This is a genomic window from Pseudomonas sp. DG56-2 (assembly GCF_004803755.1).
GTDB classification, from domain to species: domain Bacteria; phylum Pseudomonadota; class Gammaproteobacteria; order Pseudomonadales; family Pseudomonadaceae; genus Aquipseudomonas; species Aquipseudomonas auratipiscis.
In genome coordinates, this window is record NZ_CP032311.1 from 201,202 (window position 1) to 222,382 (window position 21,181).

Consider the following 21,181-nt stretch of genomic DNA (forward strand, 5'->3'; position numbering starts at 1 on the left):
TGATTGACACGCTGCGATCGAGTTGGCGTTGCATGGTATGTAAACCGAGGCCCTATTGATCGGGCCTCGGTTTTTCCATGTTCTATTTACCGGGCAACAACCGCAAGGTGCTCTGCGCCGGAATCACCCCCGTCTGCGCCTTGTGGTATTTCCCTGCAATATAGTCCTTGGCTTGATCGGCATAGTGCGGGTCGAACAACACGCCGCTTTGTCCGACCGGGTTGATGGTCAGTGCTTGACCTACATCGGCGAAGTCGATCAGGCGCCGAGTCGAGGGGCCATAGGTGACAGGCCAGGGCGCCGGGCCTATTTTCGCCGATAGGTTGTTCGGCACTTCATGGCTGCCCGGTGCGGCAAAGGGGCCGACGTTGAACAGCAGGTTCAGCGGTTTCTGCGAGCCTAGCGGGTGATTGTGGGTCAAGGTGTGCGCTTTGCCCCATTGCCAATTGGCCGAGTCCTGACCAAGCGTTTCGCGCAGATGCGCAAGGCTCGCCTGCCACGCCCGTTTCACCGTCGTAGTGCGATCGCCATGCTCGCTGCTGCCATGTTGCCCCCACCAGGGCGATTGAGCGTCTGCGGCAAGGCGTGGCATGGCCGCATCAATGACGCGAGTGTTGATCATGGTCTGGAACCAGGCATCACCGAGTTCGTCACGCAGGGCTGCGTAAGCCAGGTCGTAGAGGAACTGGTTGAACAAGGTGGCACTGACCGAATCCAGCGGATAATCGCCATTCCAGCTCGCCAACTGCTCGACCAACTCCTTCTCCTGCTCGCCAGAGGCTATTTCGCGCAAGGTGCCCAACAGCGGCGCCAAGGTACGTCGTCCGTAGTCGGTAGAGGTATCGAGCTGCAGCGCTTGGCTGTTCTGTGTATCCCACTTGGTCAGTGGATCCGCCAGATGGCGGTCCAGTTGTTGACCGCGGTCGGGCATGTTGTAGTAACCCGGAATCGGCATGGCCGCAGGTGGCTGATAGTTGGCCGAGACGATATAGCCGCTAGTTGGGTTTTCCTGCTGCGGGTTGGCGCTGAAGGGATAGAAACCGAGCTTGTCAGCCTCTGGTGTACTGCCGTCAAGAATGAACGCCGGGTTGACGCCATCCGGGCGAATCGGAAGCTGCGCTGCTGCCCACCAGCCAATGTCGCCTAGGGCGTTGGCCCAAACCAGATTGAGTCCGGGGGCTTGAACCTTTGTTGCGGCGGCGCGCATCTTGTCCAGTGTGTCGGCGCGGTTGATCTGGTAAAAGCCGTCGAGCAGCGGATTCTCGCTTTCGAGGAACGCCCACCACATGGCAATCGGCGTGGGTCCGGCATTTTCGCCTAGCACATTGTTGACGATGGGACCGTGGGGCGAGCGGCGTAACGTGATGGTTACCGGATCTTCACCCTTTACCGCGATTTGCTCATGGGTGACGGCCAGGGTCTGCCACTGACCATTGATACGCACCTGATCGGGGTTGGCCGGGTTGACCTGTTCTGCGATCAGGTCGACATCGTCGTTCTGGAACATGGTCAGGCTCCAACCGAATTCACGGTTGTGTCCCAACAACGCGAAGGGGTTGAGCGCCTGGTGATAACCGTAAAGATTGAAGCCGGGTGCCGACAGTTCGGCTTCATACCAGACTGCGGGCACAGCAAAGCTGATATGCGGATCGCCAGCCAGCAACGGCCTGCCACTGCGGGTACGGCTGCCGGATACAGCCCAGGCGTTGCTGCCCTCGTACTGGGGAATACCTGCTTCGCTCAGGGCTTGCTGACTGACCCGAGCCAACTGCTCCAGACTTTTCCAGTCGGCAGCGGCCAGCGGTAGGCGGTTGTGCAGAGCACCTTCGGGATTCCAGTCGAGGTCGAAGATTTTCAGGTACTCGCCACCCAATTGGTCGCGCACGAAGGTCAACGCCGGTTCAGTACGGAAAGCCGCCGCAAAGCTGTAGGCCAAATACCCGGCAATACTGACGGTGTCCTGGGCGGTGAAGGGGCGTGGGGAAATGCCTAGTACATCGAATTCCATGGGTTTCGGGTGACTGGCCTGCCAAGCGTTGACGCCGTCGAGGTAGGCCTGCAGGGCGAGCCAGGCAGGTGCTTGTTTGTCCTGGCGCTCGACATAGCGTTCGGCTTGTTCGCGAATACGCAAGCTACGGAACAGCGTGTCGGTGGGCAGTAGTTTGCTGCCGAGCACTTCGGCCAGCTCGCCACGCGCAAGGCGGCGGATGATTTCCATCTGGAACAGCCGATCCTGAGCATGTACGTAGCCCAGGGCGCGATACATGTCGATTTCGTTGGCGGCCTGGATATGCGGTACGCCGCGGGTGTCGTAACGCACACTGACCGGGGCTTGCAGGCTGGCCAGGGTCACCTGGCCATCGCGCTGCGGCATCTTGCCGTGCACATACCAGTAACCACCGCCAGCTACCGCGGCAATGACCACAGCGAGAACAGTCAGGCTGCGTTTCATCAGAACTCCTTGTACTTTTTAGCGGATTTTGTGGTCCGATCATCGGGGTAAACCTGGACAGAAGATAGCCCGAAAGGAGGCAAGATGAAGCTCAGCGAAAAACAGAAGATGCTCACCGGTCAGCTCTATCACGCAAATTGTCCAGAGCTGCAGGCCGAACAGGTTGCCAACAAGCACTGGATGCAGCGCTACAACACCAGCGTCGATCTACTCAACGAACAGCGCCATGCATTGTTGGAGGAGCATTTCAACGTGGTCGGCGAAGGTGTGGTGATTCGTCCACCGTTCTATTGCGACTACGGCTACAACATCAGTATTGGCAGTAACGTGTTCATGAACTTCAACTGTGTTGTGCTCGACGTTTGCCCGATCAGCATCGGTGATGATTGCCAGATTGGTCCGGCAGTGCAGATCTATGCCGCCGATCACCCACTAGACCCCAAGGTCCGCCGTAGCGGCCTGGAGAGTGGGCGTGCGGTGAAGATCGGCAACAATGTGTGGATTGGTGGCGGGGCGATCATCCTGCCCGGGGTGACTGTCGGCGACAACGCTGTGATCGGTGCGGGTAGCGTGGTGACGCGCGATGTACCCGCCAGGGCAACGGTGGTGGGTAACCCGGCGCGCTTGCGCTAATTGCTCCACGGGCAGTAGCAACCCACTGCCAGGGTATGGGTGGCGCTGACCGCCCGGCCTTGGCTCAAGGCCAGCAGAATCGGCTCGATGAAGCTGTTGCTCGAATTGCAGGTGGCCCCCTCGCTGTACGGGCCAAAATAGGCAAGGTTGCCCTGGCGGTCCCAGATTGCAACGGCGGGGCTGGCAGGCAAGTGCTCGGCTCCAGGCAGTGCTGTCAGGGGCTTGAGTGCACTCAGTGTGCTCGGTAACTGTCCACGACTGCCGGGCTTCTGTACCGCATAGAACTCCACACCCTGCGCCGCAAAGTGCTCGATCAATTCGGCCAGGTGCTGCTGATTACCGACGTTGCACGGGCAGGACGGGTCCCAGAAATGCACCAGGCGGATTGCGCCAGGCCCGGCGATGGCCGGGGGTAGCTGCAGGCGGTCGCCAGAAAACAGTGCGGTGTGGTTGTCGAAGGTGCGCAGGTAGCGACTCTGGAAGTTGTCGTAGGCCCACCACAAACCAGCGGCGCAGATCGCCGCGATTATCAGGCTGAGCAGTGTGCGTTTTCGGGCGGCGCGCATGAGGTCAGGTTCCAGAAGAAGTCGCCTAGCTTGCCATGCCGCTGGCGACAGCTGAATATCACAGGTCAATATCCCGCCTCTGCTGTCTGGAAATTCACTATGCCTGCGTCATTTCAACCCGACTCGTTACGCGCCAGCCTGCTCCCGCTGAGTGCGCGCCAGCCGTTGTCGACCCAGGCTCAGGCCTATCAGCGTTTCTATGGGTTGGATCTGCCTGCTCGCAAGGAGGCACCGCAGCGCTGGCTTGGCCGCTTCGAGGCCGCCGGTTACGAGCTGGTGGGGCAGGTCTGGCAGCCAGCGGCGCCGGTGGCAACACTGGTGTTGCTGCATGGTTTCTACGACCACATGGGTTTGTACCGTCACGTAATCGACTGGGCCCTGGATCAGGACTACGCGGTCATTGCCTGTGACCTGCCTGGGCATGGTCTGTCTGGCGGCGAGCGCGCCAGCATCGGTGATTTCGCAGATTATCAACAGGTGCTGCTGGCACTGTTCGAGCAGGGGCGTGCGCTTGATCTGCCGCAACCTTGGCATCTATGTGGGCAAAGCACGGGTGGGGCGATTGTCATTGATCATCTGCTTTACGGCGGAGGGCAAAGCCCGGCTCAAGGCAAGGTGATTCTGCTGGCACCTTTGGTGCGGCCTCGCGCCTGGCGGTGGTCGAAACTCAGTTATCGACTGTTGCGCCCGTTCGTCAACGGCATCGCCCGGCGCTTCAGTGAAAACAGCAACGATCCGACCTTCTTGCCATTTTTACAGGCGGACCCGTTGCAGCCACGGCGTTTGCCAACGGCATGGGTGGGGGCGTTGGTGGAGTGGGTAAAACGTATAGAAGCGGCGCCGGCCAGTATGCGTTGTCCGTTGATTATCCAGGGGCAGTCAGACATGACCGTGGACTGGCCGCACAACCTCAAGGTACTCCAGGAGAAATTCGCCGCGCCGCAGATTCTGCTGATTCCTGAAGCGCGCCATCATCTGGTCAACGAGTTGCCAGCAATCCGCCAACGCTATTTCGACTTTATCGATCAGCGCCTGGGCTGATCACTTCAGTTCGGAGGTGCTCTGGCCGACCGCCAGGCCCGCACGAATGGCAGCCAGCGCGGCTTTGTAGTAAGCCTGGCCCTCAGCCGATTCGGCAAAGGTGGCGAACTCGTCCAGCTCTTCATCCGACAGGTCGCGATACACATACAGCAGAGTATTGTTCAGCTCGCTGCCGATCTGTTGCATCAAGCGCTGGCGTTGACCATCCAGCAGCCCTTGCGCCTGGCCACCGCCGAGCAGACCGGGGATCATCTGGCTGAGGCTGTCTGCCGCCACCCCGGCAATCGCCAGGCTGACTTCGGCACCCGCTTCACGGGCAGGCAGGGCCTGGGCGAGGTGGCCAATGATCAGCAGGCGATTGTCGCTGGCTTCGATCTTGGGCAAGCCCTTGGCATTTTTGGCCAATTGATCGCGGCGAGTGGCCAACAGCTCGGCGGCGACGATCTTGCGTCCCAGTGGCGACTGGAAGAACGCCAGCGCCGGGGAGGGGTTGCTGAGGTTGGCGCGCAGTTGAGTCTGCGCACGCTTGTCCACCGCCTGGGCCTGGAAGCGCTGGTTGCTATTGTTGACCAAGGCTTGGTAAACGGCAGGCGGCAGGCTATTGCGATAGCGCTGCTGGGCGGCATCGAGGGCATCGGTAAAGTGGGCGCGCTGCTCGGGCCAGCCGGCGACCTTGTAGAGTTGGTCGAGGCTGTCTGCCCAGACAGGCGTGGTGCTGATCATTACAAGCAGAAAAAACAAACGGCGCATTCAGGACTCCTGTCGGCAGGGCGCTATTGTCTTGGCGTTGCCGGGCTTTGTCGAGAAGCCATTGCATACTCTCAGCTAAGTGGCGCTGTCGGTTTTCGCAGCAGATGGATACTATGCGCGGCATGCCTCTATCTCCTGAACACCCGCTGCTGTTGCGCATTGTCGACGACCTGGCCACCCATGGCTGGTCTCAGCAGGACATCTTTCTTCCAGCGTCCCTGACCCTGGCGCTGGCGGCTGAATGTCGTGCCCGCGCTGCGGAGGGCGAGTTGGCACCTGCAGCGGTAGGGCGAGGGGCTACCCAGGAGGTTCGCGAGGGAATTCGAGGCGATCATATCCAGTGGCTGGAACCGGGTCAGGCCGAGTCGTGCGACCAGTACCTGGAACTGATGGATGGCCTGCGCGAAGCCCTCAATCGTGGGTTGTTCCTGGGCCTTGAGGATTTCGAATGTCACTTTGCCCTGTACCCGCCAGGCGCGTTTTACCGCAAGCACCTGGACCGCTTCCGAGATGACGATAGACGCACGGTATCGGCGGTCATCTATTTGAATGCCGAAGATTGGACGCCCGACGATGGCGGTCAGTTGCGCATGAGTCTCAAGGGCGGCGAGGAACACGATGTGCAGCCCATCGGTGGTTGCCTGGTGGTGTTCCTCTCGGGTGACATTCCGCATGAAGTGCTGCCGGCCCGGCGCGAGCGCTTGTCGGTCACCGGGTGGTTTCGCCGTCGTGGCAATGAGCCGTTCTGAAGTGCCCAAGGTTTTGGTCAGCGCTTGCCTGCTGGGCCAGCCGGTACGCTATGACGGCCGCAGCAGCGGTCACCCGGACCTGCTGCTGCGTTGGCAGAGCGAAGGCCGCGTCGTGCCTTTGTGCCCGGAAGTGGCAGGTGGTCTAGCAACACCACGAGCGCCGGCTGAAATTCCCGGTGGTCAAGGCAGTGCCGTGCTCGATGGCGACACGCAGGTAATCACGGTCGATGGCGAAAATGTCAGTGCGCAATTTCTGGCCGGTGCACAGCGGGCGCTGGAACTGGTTCGTCGTCACCGCATAGGCATCGCCGTGCTCAAGTCGGGAAGCCCGTCGTGCGGGAATGTGCAGACCTACGATGGCACGTTCAGTGGTAGCAAAGTGAGCGGTGAAGGGGTGACCACAGCGCTTTTACGACGCGAAGGCGTGCTGGTATTCAGCGAGCTTGAACTTGAGGCGGCAGAGCTGGCATTGAAGCAGCTCTGAGGCTTGAGTTTTCGCGGGACAAGCCTGCTCCCACAGGTTTACCAGGCCTTGCCCCGGGAAAATCACTTCGGCGGCTTGCTGGCGTCCAGGCCAAACCATTTCTGCGACATCGCAGCAAGCCGGCCATCAGCCTTGATGCGTTGCAGGGCGTTGTCCACGGCGCTGTGGAATGCGGGATTGCCTTTCTGGAAAGGGATTGCCAAGCTCAGGATCGGCCCGACAGTTGCACCTTCGGTAACGGCTTGCTGACTGTCGCGGATGGCATATGGCACTAGCAGGCGGTCGCTGATGGCAGCATCGATCTGGTCGTTGGCCACGTCCTTGATTGGCTGGGTGGCATCTGGATAGCTGCGCAGGTCAACGCCCTCGACCCCACGGGCTTGTTCGGCGAACTGACTGCCCTGAACTACGCCCAGGCTGTGCCCCTTGAGCGCTTCGAGGTTGCTTAACGGGCGTTTCTCTTCCTTGCGCACGATCAGTTGCGCGCTGGAATAACTATAGGGCTCGCTGAAATCCAGGCGATCCTTGAGCTCGGGAGTGGCGGCAATCTGGTTCATGGCAATGTCGTACTTGCCGCTTTCGACACCTTGGAGCAAGTCGTCGCGAGTGGTCACCACAAATTCTGCGCGAATATCCAGTTCACTTGCCAAGGCCTGGCCAAGTTCGATTTCAAAGCCCGCGAGCTTGCCGTCATCTTTGAAGTTGAATGGCGGCATGTTGGCTTCAACGGCAATGCGAAGTTCGCCACGGTCGTTCACATCATCGATCAGTTCAGCGTGTGCCCAGGGGCTGAACAGGGCGGCAACTAGTATCCCTATGGTTAAACGCATTTAAATCCCTTGAATTCATTGGCAGTGAAAAAATCGCCGGAGCTTTATGATGATGCCACGGTCGAACGCAGCTTAGGACAGCATCGGCGCTTGGATGTTAGGCCCGCGGATAAAAAATTTCTGTGCGAAATTTCGGATATGTCCTGAATCAATTGATCTATGGTTACAAGCCATTGCCTTTTGTTTCACTGGCAAAGGTTATTAAAAGCTACTGAAGAAAAGAATCACAGGAGAAGTGAATGAAAAGCCTAGTATCGCGTGCAGCCGTTGTCGGCCTGTTGATGGGAGTTTCGGCGTTCGCCGCAGCAGCCGAAGGCCTGAAGAGCCAGGAGCCGCCGAAAGACGCCAAGGTCTACATCGTTTCCCCGGCTGATGGCGCAACGGTCGACAAGACGTTTACCGTCAAATTCGGCATCGAGGGCATGGCGCTCAAGCCTGCGGGTGATCAGACCCCGCATAGCGGTCATCACCACTTGCTGGTAGATGTGGACAAAGAGCCTGCTGCAGACCAAGTCCTGCCAACCAGCCTGCTGCCGGAAAACAAGGGCGCATTGCCTGCCGGTCCGCAAGTGCTGCACTTTGGCAAGGCTCAAACCGAAGTTGAGCTGACCCTGACCCCAGGCAAACACACCTTGCAACTGGTACTGGGCGACAAGTTCCATGTGCCATTCAAGCCAAGCGTCGAATCGAAGAAAATCACCGTTACTGTCAAGTAAGGGCTGAAACGATCGCGGGGCGAGCCCGCTCCCACAAGGTTTAACCAACCTGTGGAAGCGGGCTTGCCCCGCGATGTCACGCTAGAGGAACTTAGAACAGTACGCGAGAACGGATAGTGCCCTTGACGTGTTGCAGTTTCTCTTGCGCCAGGTCCGAGTACTCGGCGTCAACGTCGATTACCACATAACCAACTTTCTCGTTGGTCTGCAGGAACTGACCGGAGATGTTGATACCGTTTTCGGCGAAGACTTTGTTGATTTCGCTGAGCACGCCAGGAATGTTTTCGTGGATGTGCAGCAGGCGGTGTTTGCCTGGGTGCGCCGGCAGGGCAACTTCAGGGAAGTTGACCGACGATACGGACGTACCATTGTCGCTGTACTTGACCAGTTTCTCGGCAACTTCCAGACCGATGTTGGCCTGCGCTTCGGCGGTGGAACCACCGATGTGCGGTGTCAGGATCACGTTGTCCAGGCCGCGCAGCGGGCTTTCGAACTGTTCGTCGTTGGAGCGAGGCTCTACCGGGAACACGTCGATGGCGGCGCCGATCAGGTGCTTGTCCTTGATCGCGGCGGCCAGGTGATCCAGCTCTACCACAGTGCCGCGAGCGGCGTTGATCAGGATCGAGCCCTTCTTCATCGCGCGAATTTCTTTCTCACCGATCATCCATTGAGTGGACGGCAGCTCAGGCACGTGCAGCGAAACGATGTCGGCCATTCCCAACAGTTCGTTCAGGCTGGTGACCTGGGTGGCGTTGCCCAGCGGCAGCTTGGTCAGTGGATCGTAGAAAAACACCTGCATGCCCAGGCTTTCAGCCAGGACCGACAGTTGAGTACCGATCGAGCCGTAGCCGACGATGCCCAGTTTCTTGCCGCGAATCTCGAAGGAGTTGGCCGCGCTCTTGATCCAGCCACCACGATGGCAGGAAGCGTTTTTCTCCGGGATGCCGCGCAGCAGCAGGATCGCTTCGGCCAGTACCAGTTCGGCAACCGAACGGGTGTTGGAGTACGGGGCGTTGAACACGGCAATGCCGCGCTCGCGGGCCGCGTCCAGGTCGACCTGGTTGGTACCGATGCAGAAACAGCCGACAGCGACCAGTTTCTTGGCGCAGTCGAAAACCTCTTCGGTCAGTTGGGTGCGCGAGCGGATGCCGATGAAGTGGGCATCAGCGATCTTTTCTTTCAGTTCGGCGTCGGGCAGAGAACCGGTGAGGTACTCGATGTTGGTATACCCGGCGGCCTTGAGGACGTCCACGGCGGATTGGTGGACGCCTTCGAGTAGAAGGAACTTGATCTTGCTCTTATCGAGAGAAGTCTTGCTCATCTGCGTAAACCTGTGTCCCGGAGAAAAATGGCAGGGAAGTGAAGCTCTCGCAGCATCGGCCTAAAGCACGATCAGCGGGGGCGTATGCTAGCATGAGTACCCCCTTATACGCCCAGCCCCTGGCACGTGAAGTGTGCTCAGGGTGACTATGAATTGTTCGAGAGTTCTGTCGATGACCGATTCTGCATTGCTTGATGAGCTGGTGACCCTGGTAGCGCCTGGCAAGGTGTTGACCGATGCCGCATCCCTCGAGACGTACGGTAAGGATTGGACCAAGCATTTCGCCCCGGCGCCGCGGGCAATCGTGTTCCCCAAGAGTATCGAGCAGGTTCAGGCCATTGTCCGCTGGGCCAACCAGCACAAGGTTGCGCTGGTGCCTTCGGGCGGGCGTACGGGACTCTCGGCGGCAGCGGTGGCAGCCAACGGCGAAGTAGTCGTGTCTTTCGACTATATGAACCAGATCCTGGCTTTCGATGAGTTCGACCGCACTGTGGTTTGCCAGCCGGGGGTGATTACCGAGCAATTGCAGAATTTCGCCGAAGACAAGGGCTTGTACTATCCAGTGGACTTCGCCTCGGCAGGTTCCAGCCAGATTGGCGGCAATATCGGCACCAATGCCGGCGGAATCAAGGTGATTCGCTACGGCATGACCCGTAACTGGGTCGCGGGCCTGAAGGTTGTAACCGGTGCCGGTGACGTGCTGGAACTGAACAAAGACCTGATCAAGAACGCTACCGGCTATGACCTGCGCCAGTTGTTCATCGGTGCCGAAGGAACACTGGGCCTGGTGGTCGAAGCGACCATGCGTCTGGATCGCGCTCCGAACAACCTCACGGCCATGGTGCTGGGCACCCCGGACTTCGATTCGATCATGCCGGTACTGCATGCCTTCCGTGACAAGCTCGACCTGACTGCTTTCGAGTTCTTTTCCGACAAGGCGCTGGCCAAGATCATGGGTCGCGGCGATGTTCCCGCGCCGTTCGACACACCCTGTCCGTTCTACGCACTGTTGGAGTTTGAAGCCAGCACTGAAGAGGTCGCCAACGCTGCCTTGGCCACCTTCGAGCACTGCGTGGAGCAGGGCTGGGTGCTGGATGGGGTGATGAGCCAGAGCGAGCAGCAGTTGCAGAACCTTTGGAAGCTGCGCGAGTACATATCCGAAACCATCTCGCACTGGACACCGTACAAGAACGATATTTCGGTCACTGTATCGAAAGTGCCGGCATTTCTACGGGATATCGATGCGATCGTCGAAGAAAACTACCCAGACTTTGAAGTGGTCTGGTACGGCCACATTGGTGACGGTAACCTGCACCTGAACATTCTCAAGCCCGATACCTTGAGCAAGGATGAGTTCTTTGCCAAGTGCGCTACGGTGAACAAATGGGTGTTTGAGATCGTCCAGCGGTATAACGGTTCGATTTCCGCCGAGCATGGTGTAGGCATGACCAAACGTGATTACCTCACCTACAGCCGTTCGCCTGTGGAAATTCAATACATGAAAGCGGTGAAGGCGGTGTTCGATCCGAACGGGATCATGAACCCGGGCAAAATTTTCGCTGTCGAGTAAGTCAAAGGCAATAAGAGCTTCCAATAGCGCCAGGAGTCGGTAATGAGCTATCAGCACCAGTATGTAGACGGCACGCGTATTCACTTTCCCCTGGGCAAGGTGGTGTGCATCGGGCGCAACTATGCCGAGCACGCCAAAGAGTTGGACAATCCAATCCCCAGCGAGCCGCTGCTGTTCATCAAGCCAGGCAGCTGCGTGGTGCCGCTGGAGGGCGGTTTTAAAATTCCCACCGAGCGTGGCTCGGTGCACTACGAGGCGGAAATCGCCGTGTTGCTGGGCAAGTCGTTGTCTCCCGACCCTAGCGAAGAAGAAGTACTCGACGCCATTTCCGGTTTCGCCCCGGCACTCGACTTGACCCTGCGCGACCTCCAGGCCGAACTCAAAGCCAAGGGGCTGCCGTGGGAGCGCGCCAAGTGTTTTGACGGTGCTTGTGTGCTGCCGCCTTTCGTTTCTGGCAGTACCTTCGAAGACCTCGCTGACGTCGGTATTCGCCTGACCATTAACGGTGAGGTGCGTCAGGATGGGAACAGTGCCCTGATGCTTAACCCGATCGTGCCTATGATTCAGCATATGGCCTCGCAGTTCAGCCTGCAGGCGGGAGATGTGATTCTCACCGGTACGCCAGTTGGCGTTGGCCCCCTCAATCCGGGCGACGAACTGGTCCTGGAACTGCCGGATGCGTGCCGCTTCGAAAGCAAAGTGTTGTAGTCCTTCGCGGCAGCCAGTCACGCTGGCTGCCCACGCTCTGTCAGCTTTTGGCATTTTTTTCACAATCAATCCGGATAATGCTCGCCGGTCTGGCTCTACGAAGTGCCAGTAATGTGATATTAACTGGCAAAAAAAGAGCATAGATCCCATGGCCACTCCCCTCCCTTCCGGTAAATCGGTGCCGTCTGCACGAAAGCGCGGGCTCGCCTTGCGTTGGTCGACCTGGTTGGCTGCGGCAGCCGTCATTGGCTACGGCGTGGCAATTGCCATGCACTGGGATGATCGCGGGCTGCTGTGGTTGCAAGAAGGTTTCGAGAGTCCTGTCGAGCAAAAAGCCAGCATTTGGTTACCGGACTATAAGGTCGACATCGATGCCAAGGTGTTGCCTGGCATGGAAGATGATGAAGCTTCCGATCTGACCTATAACCCGGTCAGCAAGACCTTGTTCGCGGTGATGGGCAAGAACCCCTTCCTGGTCGAACTGACCCTCGACGGCGATGTACTGCGCAAAATACCGTTGGTTGGCTGGAGCAATCCCGAAGGTGTTGCTGCGCTCGAGGGTGGGCGCTTGGCGATTGTCGACGAACGTGATCACAAAATGACCGTCGTTACCTTGAACGCCGATACCCGTTCGCTGAATATTGCTGATTTCCCGCAATATGACCTGGGGCCGTCGGAAGACCAGAACAAGGCTTTCGAGGCAGTGGCCTGGGACCCGCGCCAGCAGCGCATTGTGCTTGGTGAAGAGCGCCCGCCTGCCTTGTTTACCTGGAACAGCGACGGACACAGCCCGTTAACGGGGGATAAGAAGCCGCTGCCAAACGACGAGTTAGACCTGCGCAACCTTTCGGCCCTGGGCATTGATCCGCGTACCGGGCACATGCTGGTGCTGTCTGCCGACTCCAATATGCTGTTGGAATTGAACGAGGCGGGCGAGCAAGTCAGCTTCATGACCCTGCTGGGTGGTTTCAATGGTCTGAACAAGCGTATTCCGCGCGCTGAAGGCGTGGCCATGGACGAGCATGGCACTCTGTACATCGTCAGCGAGCCAGACTTGTTCTATCGTTTCAAGAAGCCCTGATCAGGATTTAAGCTTGGCTTCAGTTGCATGTGGTTAGATTCAGGCAGTCATCTACAGAGTCCCCCTGAATGCGCCGCTACATCCGTCTACCGCTGATTTTCCTGGTTGCCAGTCTGTTGGCCTTGCTCGTGCTTGCGCTTGCGGGCCAACAGTACCGTTTGTTCGAACGTGGCTGGTTCAACCTCAAGACCTGGTGGCAGCCATTCGAGCAGAGTATTGGCCTGGACCAGTACCGCGTGACCATCGAAGCACAGACCGTTGAAGGTCTGGATGACGATATTTCCGCACTGACCTTCGATCCCGACCGCAAAAGCCTGTTTACCGTAACCAACAAGCGTTCAGAGCTGATCGAGCTGTCGCTCGACGGGCGCATTCTGCGCCGTGTGCCGTTGACCGGTTTTGGTGATCCGGAGGCGGTGGAATATGTCGGCCCCGGCAGTTACGTGATCACGGATGAGCGTGAGCAGCGCCTGATACGCGTCCATCTGAGCGAGAACACCTTGTTTCTGGATGCCAAGGATGCCGAGCAACTCACGTTGGGTATCGGCCTGAACGGTAATAAAGGATTCGAGGGGCTGGCCTACGACTCGGCGGGCAAGCGTCTGTTCGTAGCCAAGGAACGCGACCCGATGTTGATCTACGAGGTGCATGGATTCCCCCATGACAACCCGGAGCAGCCTTACGCCGTGCATGTAGTGCAGGACCAGAAACGGGACTCGCGGCTGTTTGTGCGCGACCTGTCGAGCCTGCAGTTCGACGAGCGCAGCGGGCATTTGCTGGCGCTGTCGGATGAGTCGCAGTTGGTGCTGGAGCTCGATGTGAAGGGTAAACCCTTGAGCACACTGTCGTTGCGCAAGGGCTTCCAGGGCTTGAAACGCAGCGTGCCGCAAGCCGAAGGTATCGCCATGGACGATGCCGGGACCATTTACCTGGTCAGCGAACCGAACCTGTTTTACGTGTTCAAGAAGCCGACCGAGTAACGAATCTTTGAGCTGACCCTCAGGCTTTGAGGGTCTTGACGCCTTCTGCGGTGCCGAGCAGCAGCAGGTCGGCTGGGCGGGCGGCGAACAAGCCGTTGGTGACCACGCCGACAATGGCGTTGATCTGGCTTTCCAGCTCTACCGGGTTGGTGATCTGCATGTTAAAGACGTCGAGAATGATGTTGCCGTTATCGGTGACTACACCTTCGCGATACACCGGGTCCCCCCCCAGCTTGACCAACTGGCGCGCCACATGGCTGCGGGCCATTGGGATGACCTCGACCGGCAGCGGGAAAGCGCCAAGTACCGGTACCAGCTTACTGGCGTCGGCGATGCAGATGAAGGTCTTGGCCACTGCCGCGACGATTTTCTCGCGGGTCAGGGCCGCGCCGCCGCCCTTGATCAGGTTCAGGTGCTCGTCGCTCTCGTCAGCGCCGTCGACATAGAACTCCAGGTCGCTGACCGTGTTCAGCTCGTAGACCGGAATACCATGGCCCTTCAGGCGCGCGGCGGTGGCTTCGGAACTGGCAACCGCACCATCGAAGGCTGTCTTGTGTTTGGCCAGGGCGTCGATGAAGCAATTGGCGGTCGAGCCAGTGCCAACGCCGACGACGCTCTTGTCGTCGAGCTTGGGCAAAATGAAATCGACAGCGGCCTGGGCGACAGCCTGTTTGAGTTGGTCCTGGGTCATGCGGGCTCCGAAGCGGGGAGGAGTATCGTGAAGGCGCGTAGTATAGCGGCTAAAACCCCGGACTTGCTGTGGTCGCCCGACAGGGCGCTGGGGTAGACTCGCAAACCCCGCCCAACCGCCCAGTGATGCTTTCCCGATGCTCGAACAGTACGTCAAGAAGATCCTCACCTCGCGCGTTTACGACGTTGCCGTCGAAACCCCATTGCACACCGCCGGCCAACTGAGCAAGCGTCTGGGCAACAACATATTGCTCAAGCGCGAAGACTTGCAGCCAGTGTTCTCGTTCAAGATTCGGGGTGCTTACAACAAGCTGGCGCAGCTTTCTCCTGAAGAGCTGGCCCGTGGTGTGGTCACCGCTTCGGCTGGCAATCACGCCCAGGGTGTAGCCCTCGCGGCGCGGGAGTTGGGGATCAAAGCGACCATCGTCATGCCCAAGACCACCCCTGAGATCAAGATCGAAGGCGTCCGTTCCCGCGGTGGCAAGGTAGTGCTGCATGGCGACTCGTTCCCTGAGGCGCTGGCTTACTCGCTCAAGCTGGTGGACGAGAAGGGCTTTGTCTACATCCATCCCTATGACGACCCGCACACCATTGCCGGCCAGGGTACGGTGGCCATGGAAATCCTGCGCCAGCACCCAGGCCAACTGGATGCGATCTTCGTTCCGGTAGGCGGCGGCGGCTTGATTGCCGGTATTGCCGCTTATGTGAAATACCTGCGTCCTGAAATCAAAGTCATCGGTGTCGAGCCAGATGATTCCAACTGCCTGCAAGCCGCCATGGCTTCCGGTGAGCGCGTAATTCTGCCGCAGGTCGGGCTGTTTGCCGATGGCGTGGCGGTGGCCCAGATCGGTCAGCACACCTTCGACATCTGCAAATCCTATGTCGATGAAGTAATCACTGTCAGCACAGACGAGATCTGCGCCGCCATCAAGGATATCTACGACGATACCCGCTCGATCACCGAACCTGCCGGTGCTTTGGGCGTGGCTGGGATCAAAAAATACGTCGAGCTCAACGGCAGCACTGGCCAGACCCTGGTGGCGATCGACTCCGGCGCCAACGTCAACTTCGATCGCTTGCGTCATGTCGCCGAGCGTGCCGAGTTGGGGGAAGGTCGCGAAGCGATCATTGCGGTGACCATCCCCGAGCAGCCGGGCAGTTTCAAGGCGTTCTGCGAGGCCATCGGCAAGCGCCAGATCACCGAATTCAACTACCGTTACCACGCCGATGGCGAGGCGCACATCTTTGTCGGCGTGCAAACCCACCCAGACACCGACCCGCGCAGCGCCCTGATCCAAAGCCTGACCGAGCAAGGCTTCCCGGTACTCGACCTGACCGATAACGAACTGGCTAAACTGCATATCCGCCATATGGTCGGTGGCCATGCGGCGCGGGTCAGTGATGAACTGGTACTGCGTTTCGAGTTCCCTGAGCGCCCAGGCGCCTTGTTTAACTTCCTCAACAAGCTGGGCGGGCGCTGGAATATTTCGATGTTCCATTATCGCAACCATGGCGCGGCCGATGGTCGCGTGGTCGCCGGCCTGCAAGTTCCGGATGATGAGCGCCACCTGGTCCCAGCCGCCCTGGCCAAGATCGGCTACCCGTATTGGGACGAAACTGATAACCCTGCGTACCGGCTGTTCCTGGGCTGAGCGGCTACGCTCAGAACAGCCCACAAGGAAGCAATGACATGGAATACCTGACGACTCTCAAGGCCCTGCACGTCGCGGCCACCGTGCTGCTGCTGGGCAGTGCCCTTGGCTTGGCGATATGGACGTGGCTTGCGCGCCGAAAAGGCGACACCGCAGCCGCGAGCCGGCTGATGCAGCGCCCGCTGGTGTTTGTCTGGCTGTTGATGGGCATCTGCCTGGTGAACATGCCGTTCACTGGCTGGTGGCTGGTTCACCTGATCGGCTGGCCATTGGGCCAGACCTGGGTACTGGGCTCCAGCGTGATCTATACCTTCGGCGCCTTCAGCTGGTTCTGGCTGCTGGCCCGGGTCAATCGCCTGCGCACTGCGCCAACTGCGGGTAACCCGAAGTTCACCGTAGCCTTGGCAGTGTTCAGCGGTGTTTGCTTCATTGCCATCGCCGGTCTGATGGGCGCCAAGCCGGTCTGATCAGGTAACCCTGTAGACACAGGCTTGCCGCGCGAAAAGGCTTTCACTGCCTGAACACATCGCGGGGCAAGCCTGCTTCTGCGGTGTGATCAATCGCGCAGGCTGATCACCGGCCATCCGCGTTTTTCGGCTTCTGCGCGCAGGTTGGGATCTGGATCGACGGCAACCGGGTTGGCGACCTGCTCCAGTAGCGGCAGGTCGTTCATCGAGTCGCTGTAGAAGTAGCTGCCCTCAAGGTTCAGGTCATTTTCCTTCAGCCAGCGATTGAGCCGGGTAACCTTGCCTTCACGGAAGCACGGCACGTCGGTGCTGCGGCCTGTGTAGCGACCGTCTGCCATCTCACATTCGGTTGCCAGCAGGGTTTCCACGTCCAGGCGTTTGGCAATCGGCCCGGTAATGAAACGGTTGGTGGCGGTGATGATGACCAGCTTGTCGCCTGCATCACGGTGCTTTTTCAGCAGGGCCAGGGCTTTGGGCTGGACGATTGGCTCGACGCAGTCGCGCATGAAGTCGCGATGCCATTCGTCGAGTTGGGCCATTTCGGTATTGGCCAGGATCTCCAGGGTAAATTCCAGGTAGGCATTGAGGTCCAGCTTGCCGGCCAGGTAGTCCTGATAGAACTCGTCATTACGATTCTTGTAGGCCACCGGGTCGAGAATGCCGCGCTCGCACAGATAGTCGCCCCAGGCGTGGTCGCTGTCGCCGCCAAGTAGGGTGTTGTCCAGATCGAATAAAGCCAGGCGCATTTAAGTCACTCGCATAACATCTGAAAAGTCCCACAGAATACGGACTTTTCACATCGGTGCACATAAGGTAAACAGGCGCGTTGCTGGCCTTGTGACCTTTGTGGAACAATGCCGTGACATGCGTTTACGAGGTTGCTGCCGTGATCGACCCCGATGGTTTTCGCCCCAATGTCGGGATCATTCTGACGAATGATCTTGGACAGGTGCTATGGGCTCGGCGGATCAACCAGGATGCCTGGCAGTTTCCCCAGGGTGGAATCAACCCTGAAGAGACGCCGGAAGATGCCTTGTACCGCGAGCTGAACGAAGAAGTAGGGCTTGAGCGAGATGATGTTGAAATTCTTGCCTGCACCCGCGGCTGGTTGCGTTATCGTTTACCCCAACGTCTGGTCCGTACTCACAGCCAACCGCTGTGTATTGGCCAGAAGCAGAAATGGTTTCTCCTGCGCCTGGTCTCCAATGAGCAGCGGGTGCGGATGGACCTGACCGGGAAGCCGGAGTTCGATGGCTGGCGCTGGGTCAGCTATTGGTATCCGCTGGGCCAGGTGGTGACATTCAAGCGCGAGGTTTACCGCCGCGCTCTCAAAGAGCTTGCCCCGCGCCTGTTGGCGCGCGACTGACCACGGAGTTCGACCCCGAGCCATGCTCAATACGCTGCGCAAGATCGTCCAGGAAGTTAACTCCGCCAAGGATCTCAAGACGGCGTTGGGGATCATTGTGTTACGCGTCAAAGAAGCCATGGGTAGTCAGGTCTGTTCGGTGTACCTGCTCGACCCCGAAACCAATCGTTTCGTGTTGATGGCAACCGAGGGCTTGAACAAGCGCTCCATCGGCAAGGTCAGCATGGCCCCCAACGAGGGTCTGGTCGGTCTGGTCGGCACGCGCGAAGAGCCGCTCAACCTGGAGAACGCCGCCGACCACCCGCGTTACCGCTACTTCGCCGAAACCGGTGAAGAGCGGTTTGCCTCGTTTCTTGGTGCACCGATCATCCACCACCGGCGTGTGGTTGGGGTTCTGGTCATTCAGCAAAAAGAGCGGCGTCAGTTCGATGAGGGCGAAGAAGCCTTCCTGGTAACCATGAGCGCGCAGTTGGCCGGGGTAATTGCCCATGCCGAAGCTACCGGCTCTATCCGCGGCCTGGGTCGTCAGGGCAAGGGTATTCAGGAAGCAAAGTTTGTCGGTGTGCCCGGTTCGCCCGGCGCCGCCGTAGGGAAGGCGGTGGTCATGCTGCCACCGGCCGATCTGGACGTGGTGCCGGACAAAACCGTCGAAGATATCGACGCCGAACTCAAGCTCTTCAATAACGCCCTGGAAGGGGTGCGCGCCGATATGCGCAACCTCTCCGCCAAACTTGCCACACAGTTGCGCCCCGAAGAGCGTGCGCTGTTCGACGTCTACCTGATGATGCTCGAAGACGCGGCCCTGGGCGGCGAAGTGGTGCAGGTGATCAAGACCGGCCAATGGGCCCAGGGCGCTTTGCGCCAGGTGGTGGGCGAGCACGTCAACCGTTTCGAATTGATGGATGACGCCTACCTGCGCGAGAGGGCTTCCGATGTGAAGGATCTGGGCCGGCGTCTGCTGGCCTACCTCCAGGAAGCAAGGCAGCAGACGCTGGTCTATCCCGACAACACCATTCTTATCAGTGAAGAACTGACCCCGGCGATGCTTGGCGAAGTGCCGGAAGGCAAGCTGGTGGGTCTGGTTTCGGTTCTGGGTTCGGGTAACTCCCATGTGGCGATCCTGGCTCGGGCCATGGGTATCCCCACCGTAATGGGCTTGGTCGATCTGCCGTATTCGAAGGTCGACGGCATCGACATGATCGTCGATGGCTACAAGGGCGATGTCTACACCAACCCCAGCGACGTGCTGCGCAAGCAGTATGCTGAAGTCGTCGAAGAAGAACGCCAGCTTGCCCAGGGTCTTGATGCCTTGCGCGAACTGCCGTGCATTACCCTCGATGGGCACCGCATGCCGCTTTGGGTGAACACTGGCCTGCTCGCCGATGTGGCCCGCGCTCAGCAGCGTGGCGCCGAGGGCGTCGGCCTGTACCGTACCGAAGTGCCGTTCATGATCAACCAGCGCTTCCCCAGTGAAAAGGAGCAGCTGGCGATTTACCGCGAGCAACTCGCGGCCTTCCATCCTTTGCCGGTGACCATGCGTAGCCTGGACATCGGTGGCGACAAGGCACTTTCCTATTTCCCTATCAAGGAAGACAACCCCTTCCTTGGCTGGCGGGGTATCCGGGTAACCCTGGATCACCCGGAAATCTTCCTGGTGCAGACCCGCGCCATGCTCAAGGCCAGTGAAGGCTTGAACAACCTGCGCATTCTGCTGCCGATGATTTCCGGTATTCATGAACTCGAAGAAGCCCTGCACCTTATCCACCGCGCCTGGGGTGAAGTGCGTGATGAAGGCACTGACGTGCCAATGCCGCCTGTTGGGGTGATGATCGAAATTCCGGCTGCGGTGTATCAGACCCGTGAGCTGGCCCGCCAGGTGGATTTCCTCTCCGTCGGCTCCAACGACCTGACCCAGTACCTGCTGGCGGTCGATCGCAACAACCCGCGTGTTGCCGACCTCTACGACTATCTGCATCCGGCTGTGCTACAAGCCTTGCAGTCTGTGGTGCGCGATGCTCATGCCGAAGGCAAGCCTGTGAGCATCTGTGGCGAAATGGCCGGTGATCCGGCGGCTGCAGTGCTGCTCATGGCGATGGGCTTTGACAGCTTGTCGATGAACGCCACCAACCTGCCGAAGGTCAAGTGGATGCTGCGCCAGGTGAGCCTGAGCAAATCCAGGGAATTGCTGGCCCAGGCCATGGGTATCGACAACCCGCAAGTTATCCACAGCTCATTGCAACTGGCCCTGAAAAACCTGGGGCTGGCGCGGATGATCAATCCGGGGTCGGCGAAGAGCCTTTGAGATGCTAGCGCGGGGCAAGTCCCGCGATAGCATTACACCTGCAGATCCACCTCTCCCAAATGCCCTCCAAACGGCCCGAAACTGCGCTCCACCAGGCGCCGTCGACCGTCCGCCTCGACGATCAACACCGTGCTGGCCCGCGTCCCGTAGTTCTGACTGGCAATAAACACGCTCGACAGTAAACGCTCGGTGCCGAGCCCTACACCGGTTTCAGGCAGGTCACCGTCTGTTGCTTGCACGTTGTCGCCGAGCAATCCCAGCAGTGGCTCCGGTTGTGGATCTGCAAGGTGCTGCTGCAGGCCGGCACGCGCCTTGACCAGCTTCGGCCAGGCCGTGTCCAGCCCGGCGTTGGACAAACCGTAGACGCCGGCCTCCAGCAGTTGTACCTGCGCCTCACGGGCATTGAGGTAGCCCAGTGTGGTGTTATCGCCGACCAGCAGGTTGAACCCCGAGTATTGCTGGCTGCGGCTGGCCACCTGATCCAGGTAGGCCGCAACACCCAGCTCACCGCGCAGGAAGGCAGCCACCAGTTCTCCCCTCGAGCGTGTGCCCAGGGCGGCCTGCGGGTCGCGAATATTGGTCAGCGCGGCAAACCGCCCGGATGGACCGACGCCCAGCCAGGTACCGCCGGCTTCCAGATCGCGCCCGGCATACACCCCTGGCGCATCGTCCCAGGCGGCCAGCATGCGGCTGGGGCGGGCGTAGAACTCATCGCGGTTGGCCGCGACAATCAGCGGCTGGGCATGCCCAGGCCGCCAGGCGAAGACGATCAAGCACATAGGTTGTCCTCTGTGTTTTTGTTCACTCTACCGATAGCGCCAGC

21 protein-coding genes are annotated in these 21,181 nt (G+C 59.3%); 13 read left to right on the forward strand and 8 right to left on the reverse strand.

Annotated features, from left to right (window positions below; translation table 11 throughout):
• Positions 1 to 82: 82 nt before the first annotated feature.
• Complete coding sequence (locus D3Z90_RS00885) at positions 83 to 2,452, reverse strand: penicillin acylase family protein (protein ID WP_136473981.1); 2,370 nt, start codon at positions 2,450 to 2,452, stop codon at positions 83 to 85.
• A gap of 84 nt (positions 2,453 to 2,536) precedes the next feature.
• Between D3Z90_RS00885 and D3Z90_RS00890 the strand changes: the two genes are divergently transcribed.
• A complete protein-coding gene (locus D3Z90_RS00890; RefSeq protein ID WP_136473982.1) occupies positions 2,537 to 3,085 on the forward strand; it encodes a sugar O-acetyltransferase in 549 nt (182 codons plus the stop codon).
• Here the strand turns inward: D3Z90_RS00890 and D3Z90_RS00895 are convergent.
• The gene (locus tag D3Z90_RS00895) at positions 3,082 to 3,651 is read right to left on the reverse strand and encodes a DUF6436 domain-containing protein (RefSeq protein WP_136473983.1); all 570 of its coding nucleotides are present in this window, start codon (positions 3,649 to 3,651) and stop codon (positions 3,082 to 3,084) included. The genes D3Z90_RS00890 and D3Z90_RS00895 overlap by 4 nt on opposite strands.
• Positions 3,652 to 3,750: 99 nt before the next feature.
• On the opposite strand from D3Z90_RS00895, the gene D3Z90_RS00900 reads away from it, so the two are divergent.
• The gene (locus D3Z90_RS00900; RefSeq protein WP_136473984.1) at positions 3,751 to 4,692 is read left to right on the forward strand and encodes an alpha/beta hydrolase; all 942 of its coding nucleotides are present in this window, start codon (positions 3,751 to 3,753) and stop codon (positions 4,690 to 4,692) included.
• Here D3Z90_RS00900 and D3Z90_RS00905 read toward each other — a convergent pair whose 3' ends face one another.
• Positions 4,693 to 5,442: a DUF2059 domain-containing protein gene (locus tag D3Z90_RS00905; RefSeq protein WP_136473985.1), complete on the reverse strand. Its 750-nt coding sequence runs from the start codon at positions 5,440 to 5,442 to the stop codon at positions 4,693 to 4,695. It abuts the gene before it with no gap.
• Between the two features lie 113 nt (positions 5,443 to 5,555).
• Here D3Z90_RS00905 and D3Z90_RS00910 point away from each other — a divergent pair, with 113 nt between their 5' ends.
• Together D3Z90_RS00910 and D3Z90_RS00915 are read left to right on the forward strand one after the other, a co-directional pair.
• A complete protein-coding gene (locus tag D3Z90_RS00910; protein WP_136478859.1) occupies positions 5,556 to 6,191 on the forward strand; it encodes a 2OG-Fe(II) oxygenase in 636 nt (211 codons plus the stop codon).
• A complete protein-coding gene (locus tag D3Z90_RS00915; RefSeq protein ID WP_136473986.1) occupies positions 6,178 to 6,675 on the forward strand; it encodes a DUF523 domain-containing protein in 498 nt (165 codons plus the stop codon). The genes D3Z90_RS00910 and D3Z90_RS00915 overlap by 14 nt, the downstream gene beginning before the upstream one ends.
• 62 nt (positions 6,676 to 6,737) lie before the next feature.
• Here the strand turns inward: D3Z90_RS00915 and D3Z90_RS00920 are convergent, their stop codons facing one another.
• On the reverse strand, positions 6,738 to 7,505 hold the full coding sequence (locus D3Z90_RS00920) for a transporter substrate-binding domain-containing protein (protein ID WP_136473987.1): 768 nt from the start codon (positions 7,503 to 7,505) through the stop codon (positions 6,738 to 6,740).
• A gap of 239 nt (positions 7,506 to 7,744) precedes the next feature.
• On the opposite strand from D3Z90_RS00920, the gene D3Z90_RS00925 reads away from it, so the two are divergent.
• Positions 7,745 to 8,221: a DUF4399 domain-containing protein gene (locus D3Z90_RS00925; protein ID WP_136473988.1), complete on the forward strand. Its 477-nt coding sequence runs from the start codon at positions 7,745 to 7,747 to the stop codon at positions 8,219 to 8,221.
• A 91-nt stretch (positions 8,222 to 8,312) separates the two neighbouring features.
• On the opposite strand, the gene serA is transcribed toward D3Z90_RS00925, so the two are convergent.
• The gene (serA, locus tag D3Z90_RS00930; protein WP_136473989.1) at positions 8,313 to 9,542 is read right to left on the reverse strand and encodes a phosphoglycerate dehydrogenase; all 1,230 of its coding nucleotides are present in this window, start codon (positions 9,540 to 9,542) and stop codon (positions 8,313 to 8,315) included.
• A 172-nt stretch (positions 9,543 to 9,714) separates the two neighbouring features.
• On the opposite strand from serA, the gene D3Z90_RS00935 reads away from it, so the two are divergent.
• The 4 genes from D3Z90_RS00935 (at position 9,715) to D3Z90_RS00950 (ending at position 13,881) form a co-directional block, all read left to right on the forward strand.
• Entirely contained in the window at positions 9,715 to 11,112 is a 1,398-nt protein-coding gene (locus D3Z90_RS00935) for an FAD-binding oxidoreductase (RefSeq protein WP_136473990.1), read from the forward strand.
• 42 nt (positions 11,113 to 11,154) lie between these two features.
• On the forward strand, positions 11,155 to 11,820 hold the full coding sequence (locus D3Z90_RS00940; protein ID WP_136473991.1) for a fumarylacetoacetate hydrolase family protein: 666 nt from the start codon (positions 11,155 to 11,157) through the stop codon (positions 11,818 to 11,820).
• A gap of 148 nt (positions 11,821 to 11,968) precedes the next feature.
• Positions 11,969 to 12,901, forward strand: coding sequence for an SdiA-regulated domain-containing protein (locus D3Z90_RS00945; protein ID WP_136473992.1), 933 nt, complete (start codon positions 11,969 to 11,971; stop codon positions 12,899 to 12,901).
• Between the two features lie 68 nt (positions 12,902 to 12,969).
• The gene (locus tag D3Z90_RS00950; protein WP_136473993.1) at positions 12,970 to 13,881 is read left to right on the forward strand and encodes an SdiA-regulated domain-containing protein; all 912 of its coding nucleotides are present in this window, start codon (positions 12,970 to 12,972) and stop codon (positions 13,879 to 13,881) included.
• A 19-nt stretch (positions 13,882 to 13,900) separates the two neighbouring features.
• Here the strand turns inward: D3Z90_RS00950 and rpiA are convergent, their stop codons facing one another.
• On the reverse strand, positions 13,901 to 14,572 hold the full coding sequence (gene rpiA / locus D3Z90_RS00955) for a ribose-5-phosphate isomerase RpiA (protein WP_136473994.1): 672 nt from the start codon (positions 14,570 to 14,572) through the stop codon (positions 13,901 to 13,903).
• A gap of 136 nt (positions 14,573 to 14,708) precedes the next feature.
• Between rpiA and ilvA the strand changes: the two genes are divergently transcribed.
• Positions 14,709 to 16,223 carry a threonine ammonia-lyase, biosynthetic gene (ilvA, locus tag D3Z90_RS00960; protein ID WP_136473995.1) on the forward strand — a complete coding sequence of 505 codons (1,515 nt, stop codon included), beginning with the start codon at positions 14,709 to 14,711 and terminating at the stop codon, positions 16,221 to 16,223.
• A 38-nt stretch (positions 16,224 to 16,261) separates the two neighbouring features.
• Positions 16,262 to 16,690 carry a DUF2269 family protein gene (locus tag D3Z90_RS00965; protein WP_136473996.1) on the forward strand — a complete coding sequence of 143 codons (429 nt, stop codon included), beginning with the start codon at positions 16,262 to 16,264 and terminating at the stop codon, positions 16,688 to 16,690.
• 89 nt (positions 16,691 to 16,779) lie between these two features.
• On the opposite strand, the gene D3Z90_RS00970 is transcribed toward D3Z90_RS00965, so the two are convergent.
• Complete coding sequence (locus D3Z90_RS00970; protein ID WP_136473997.1) at positions 16,780 to 17,436, reverse strand: HAD family phosphatase; 657 nt, start codon at positions 17,434 to 17,436, stop codon at positions 16,780 to 16,782.
• A 140-nt stretch (positions 17,437 to 17,576) separates the two neighbouring features.
• Between D3Z90_RS00970 and D3Z90_RS00975 the strand changes: the two genes are divergently transcribed.
• Together D3Z90_RS00975 and ptsP are read left to right on the forward strand one after the other, a co-directional pair.
• On the forward strand, positions 17,577 to 18,056 hold the full coding sequence (locus D3Z90_RS00975) for an RNA pyrophosphohydrolase (RefSeq protein ID WP_010222140.1): 480 nt from the start codon (positions 17,577 to 17,579) through the stop codon (positions 18,054 to 18,056).
• 22 nt (positions 18,057 to 18,078) lie between these two features.
• Entirely contained in the window at positions 18,079 to 20,358 is a 2,280-nt protein-coding gene (gene ptsP, locus D3Z90_RS00980; protein ID WP_136473998.1) for a phosphoenolpyruvate--protein phosphotransferase, read from the forward strand.
• Positions 20,359 to 20,390: 32 nt separating this feature from the next.
• Here ptsP and D3Z90_RS00985 read toward each other — a convergent pair whose 3' ends face one another.
• Entirely contained in the window at positions 20,391 to 21,137 is a 747-nt protein-coding gene (locus tag D3Z90_RS00985) for an NRDE family protein (protein ID WP_136473999.1), read from the reverse strand.
• Between the last annotated feature and the right edge of the window lie 44 nt (positions 21,138 to 21,181).